This is a genomic window from Rubrimonas sp. (assembly GCF_036788415.1).
Lineage (GTDB): Bacteria > Pseudomonadota > Alphaproteobacteria > Rhodobacterales > Rhodobacteraceae > Rubrimonas.
This window is the reverse complement of record NZ_DAIQNN010000180.1, coordinates 1-3,603: the sequence shown is the minus strand read 5'-3', so window position 1 is coordinate 3,603 and position 3,603 is coordinate 1. Positions and strand designations below refer to the sequence as shown.

General features: G+C 72.1%; 4 protein-coding genes. 3 read left to right on the top strand and 1 reads right to left on the bottom strand.

Going from position 1 to position 3,603, the window contains the following annotated elements; translation table 11 throughout:
- Together V7Q31_RS18065 and V7Q31_RS18060 are read left to right on the top strand one after the other, a co-directional pair.
- Positions 1-185, top strand: a 185-nt coding sequence (locus tag V7Q31_RS18065; protein WP_333835237.1) for a hypothetical protein, incomplete at its 5' end; no start/stop codon positions are given.
- 184 nt (positions 186-369) lie between these two features.
- Positions 370-987: a CoxG family protein gene (locus V7Q31_RS18060; protein ID WP_333835236.1), complete on the top strand. Its 618-nt coding sequence runs from the start codon at positions 370-372 to the stop codon at positions 985-987.
- 3 nt (positions 988-990) lie between these two features.
- Here V7Q31_RS18060 and V7Q31_RS18055 read toward each other — a convergent pair whose 3' ends face one another.
- Entirely contained in the window at positions 991-2,157 is a 1,167-nt protein-coding gene (locus V7Q31_RS18055) for an FAD-binding domain-containing protein (protein WP_333835235.1), read from the bottom strand.
- Positions 2,158-2,336: 179 nt separating this feature from the next.
- On the opposite strand from V7Q31_RS18055, the gene V7Q31_RS18050 reads away from it, so the two are divergent.
- On the top strand, positions 2,337-3,603 hold a 1,267-nt coding region (locus tag V7Q31_RS18050), incomplete at its 3' end, for a methyl-accepting chemotaxis protein (RefSeq protein WP_333835234.1).

Here is a 3,603-nt window from a genome sequence, read left to right as displayed (position 1 = left end):
ACGGGCCGTTCTACGCGCCGGACGTGATCCAGTGGTCGCCCGGCCTGCCCAAGACGCGCTCGGGCAAGATCATGCGCCGAATCCTGCGCAAGATCGCCGAGAACGACACCGGCTCGCTCGGCGACACCTCGACGCTCGCCGATCCGTCGGTGGTGCAGGACCTGATCGCCAACCGCGCGGGCTGATCGACGCGCTCTCGCGGGCGGCCCCGCGCCGCCCGCGCTGTCCTTCGGCCCCGGGTCATTTGCCGGAATTGCGTCCAATGCGCGCGCGGCGCGCGCGTCGGCTGCCGCAAAGGCGCGGCGCGCCTAGGCTCAGGCCCAACGAACACCAACCGACCGGAACCGGCGCAGACGGGGAGAAACGCTCATGAGACTAGAAGGAAAGCAGATCATCGCGGCGGATCGGGCCACGGTGTGGGCGGCGCTTAACGATCCCGAAGTGCTGAAGGCGTGCATGCCGGGCTGCCAGTCCTTCGACGCGGTCGGCGAGAACAGATTCGAGACCGTGATCAAGCAGAAGGTCGGCCCGGTTTCGGCGACCTTCAAGAGCCAGGTGGATCTGCTCGACGTCAACCCGCCCAACAGCTACCGCATCGTCGGCGAGGGCAAGGGCGGCGCTGCGGGCTTCGCCAAGGGCGAGGCCGACGTGTCGCTGGCCGACGCGCCGGGCGGCACCGAACTCAGCTACGGCGTCGAGGTGAAGATGGGCGGCAAGATCGCCCAGCTCGGCTCGCGACTCATCGACGGCTTCGCCCGCAAGCTCGCCGATCAGTTCTTCGGCGCGTTCAAGGCGCAGGTCGAAGGCCCGGACGCAGCGCCGGTCGAGGCCGCGCCCCCCTCTCCCGCCGCGCCCGAGACGGCGCGCGCGCCGCAGCCGGTCGTCGAACCGGTCGCGGCCCCCGCCACGCCCGGCGCCGCCTCCGCCGAGGCGGGGCCGCAGAAGCTGAGCTGGTGGAAGCGCCTGCTCAAGCGCCTGTTCGGCTGAGCCTCAGAGAAGGCGGCGCAGCAGCGCGGGGATTTCGCGCTTCACCCGGAAGAACCCCGCAGTCGCGTGCGGCCACACCGCGTCGTCCCAGGGCCGGCGCAGCATGACGAGCCGCATGCCGGCCTGCCGGAGCGCCGGGGCCGCCGCGTCGAGCCAGTCGCGCACAGGGCCCACGGGAACCCAGCCGGTCGCGATCTGCGGCGCGCGGGCGCGCCGCGCCCAACCGACGAGGTCCTCCGCCGCGACGTTTCGCAGAAGCTCCGCCGCCGGCGCGCCGGCGGCCTGCGCCCGCGCCGCCGCATCCGCAAGCGCGCCCCGGTCGAACGCTGAGACCAGCGGCGAGACTGGGGCGTCGGACCGCGCATCGGTCATCGACAGCGCCGCCGTCGCCCGCATCCCACCCAACTCGAGGCCCAGCGTCTCGGGCGTCAGGTCCTCCTCGGTGATCAGCAAAGCGCAGGGCGCGCCGGGGTCGAGCCGCCCCGCCGGCCCGATGGGCGCCGGGGCGGGCGCGGGGGCGTCCTCGACCAGCGGGGCGGGCGCGCGCGCGAGCTCTCCCGGCCCGGGGCGGTAGCGCCCGCCGGTGTATGTCGCGATGTTGCCGGGATCGGCGACATAACGCTTGCCGGTGGTGTGCAGCCCCGCCACCCAGCGCCATGACAGGGTGTTCGACGCCGGGTCGCCGTCGAGCAGGCGGCGCAGGAACAGGTCGGCCCCGAGCCGCCAGGGCAGGCCGAGCGTGAAGATCCAGATCGATGCGAACCACATCCGCGCGTGATTATGGAGATAGCCGGTGGTCTCCAGCTCGCGCGCCCAGGCGTCGAAGCAGGCGATCCCGGTTTCGCCCGCCTCCGCCGCCCGGAGCGCCTCCGGGTCGGCGGCTTCCCGGTCGCGGGCGACGCCGAGGCGATAGGCGGTCCAGACCGAGGGCCGCATCTCCAGCCAGCCCTTCCAGTAGCTGCGCCAGAACACCTCCTGGACGAACTTCTCCGCCGCGGCCGGCCCATGCGCGTCGAGCGCCGCGGCGACCAGTTCCGATTCGAGCACCAGCCGTCGCCGCACCCAGGGCGAGAGCATCGAGACGTTCCCCCGGTCGGCGGGACCGAGATCATGGTTGCGGCGCGCGGCGTAGGCGCGGCCCATCGCAGGCGCGAAGGCGGCCATGAGCATCAGACCTTCGTCGCGGGTGGGCGGGCGGAACGGCGCGGAATCGGCTGAGGAATCGCGAAACATCGCGCGTGACATCGACGCGCGGGCGCTTCGCGTCAAGTCTGCGCCGGTTCGGTAACCGAGGCGAAACGGATTGCGACCTAGACGAGAGACGCATTCAACCGCCGGGAGTTTCTCGGATGCTCGCCGCCCTCGGAATATCCGCCCGGATCCATGCCGGTTTCACTGTGGTGCTCGCGCTGCTCGCAGGCCTCGCCGCCTTCGCCTTCGTCTCGGTGAGCGGGCTGATCGGCGTCTTCGCCGACTATCGCGCCACTGCGCGCGATTCGCTCGGCATCTCGGAGATCGTCGAGACGCTCGGCGAAACCCGGCTCGAACGGTTGATCTACGCCGCCGACCCATCCGACGCCGGCGCCGACACTGTCCGCGCCCAGCTCGACGCCATCGACGCGGCGACGGCGCAGGCGGCGGAGAGCTTCGCCGACCCCGAAACCGCCGCCCGAATCGCCGCCCTCGCGCCGCTCTCGGCGGAGTATCGCGCGGCTTTCGAGCGCCAGGTCGAGGCGGTGCGCAGCGGGCGCGCCCTGTGGCGCGATTTCCAGACCACCGGCGGCGCATTGTTCGTCGCCCTCGACCAGCTCATCCGGACGCTGGCCATGTCGGGCGAGCCGGAGCTCGCGCTCGAAGTCGCGCATGTCTCCATCTACGCCTTCCAGGGGCGTCTGCGCGCGGCGATCTACATGGCCGATCACGACCAGGCCGAATTGAACTGGGCGATCAACCGCATCGACGTCGTCCGCAACGAATTCGCCAAACTTGCCCCGGATTTCGACACGCCGCGCCTGAGCGAGCTTCGCGGGGCCGTGGAAGCGGAGATCGACGCCGTCGCCGAGCGCCTCGCCGCCGCCGCCCAAGCCATCGGCGCCGCGGCGCGGGAAGACGACCGCCTCGCCTACGAGATCGGGCCGAAGCTCAGCCGCGCTCTGGCCGAGGCGCATCAGGCGGTGGTCGGTCGGCAGAACGCGCTCGGTCCGCAGGCCGCCGACAGCATGGCGCGCACGCAGTCGGTCTCGCTGATCATCGGCGCGGGCGCCCTGCTTCTGGGGGCGGCGCTGGCCTTCCTGATCGGTCGGTGGATCGCCGGCGCCGTGGCCGGGATGGCCGGGGTGATGACGCGGATGGCGGGGGGCGATCTGGAGATGGCGGTCGAGGGCGACCAGCACCGCCACGAACTCGGCGCCATGGCCCGCGCGCTCAAATCCTTCCAGAAAGCCGGGATCGAGAAGCGCCGCATGGACGCCGAAGCCGAGGCCGCCCGCCTCCGCGACGCCGAAGCCGCCAGGGAGCGCGCCGCCCTCCAGAGCGCAGTCGCCGAAGTGGTCGACGCCGCGGCCCAGGGCGATTTCGGCCGCCGCGTCGATCCGCGCTACAAGGATGACGGGCTCA

What these genes read in the sequence shown, in the direction of transcription:
- V7Q31_RS18060 (WP_333835236.1), top strand. Translation starts at nt 370, where the DNA reads ATGAGACTAGAAGGAAAGCAGATCATCGCGGCGGATCGGGCCACGGTG.
- V7Q31_RS18055 (WP_333835235.1), bottom strand. Translation starts at nt 2,157, where the DNA reads ATGCTCATGGCCGCCTTCGCGCCTGCGATGGGCCGCGCCTACGCCGCG.